Source organism: Brevibacterium sp. SIMBA_078, from assembly GCF_046534565.1.
GTDB lineage: Bacteria > Actinomycetota > Actinomycetes > Actinomycetales > Brevibacteriaceae > Brevibacterium.
The window spans coordinates 1-233 of the sequence record NZ_JAWRYQ010000617.1 but is presented as its reverse complement, the minus strand read 5'-3'; the positions used below and the strand labels follow the sequence as shown (position 1 = coordinate 233).

At 34.3% G+C, this 233-nt stretch carries 1 protein-coding gene; it reads left to right on the top strand.

The annotated features are described in order from the left end of the window. Positions 1 to 40: 40 nt before the first annotated feature. The coding region (locus SB749_RS20995; protein ID WP_410712023.1) for a RecQ family zinc-binding domain-containing protein at positions 41 to 233 on the top strand (193 nt) is incomplete at its 3' end.

Sequence of the window (233 nt, the reverse complement as noted above, 5' to 3'; positions counted from 1 at the left end):
AGAAATTTCAGAGACAGCTTTTCGAGTTTTAAATTATTGGATGGGACAAGTGGCGGCGAACGAAGTAAAAACAATCTTTCAAACGATGAAGCTTGAAAAAATGCAAAAAGTAGAAGAAGTAATGAAACTAATTTCTTTCGATAATTGCATGCGAGAAACGTTAGTTCACTATTTTGGACAATCATTAGAGGAAAAGCCGAATCCATGTTGTATTAATTGTGGTCTTGATTTGC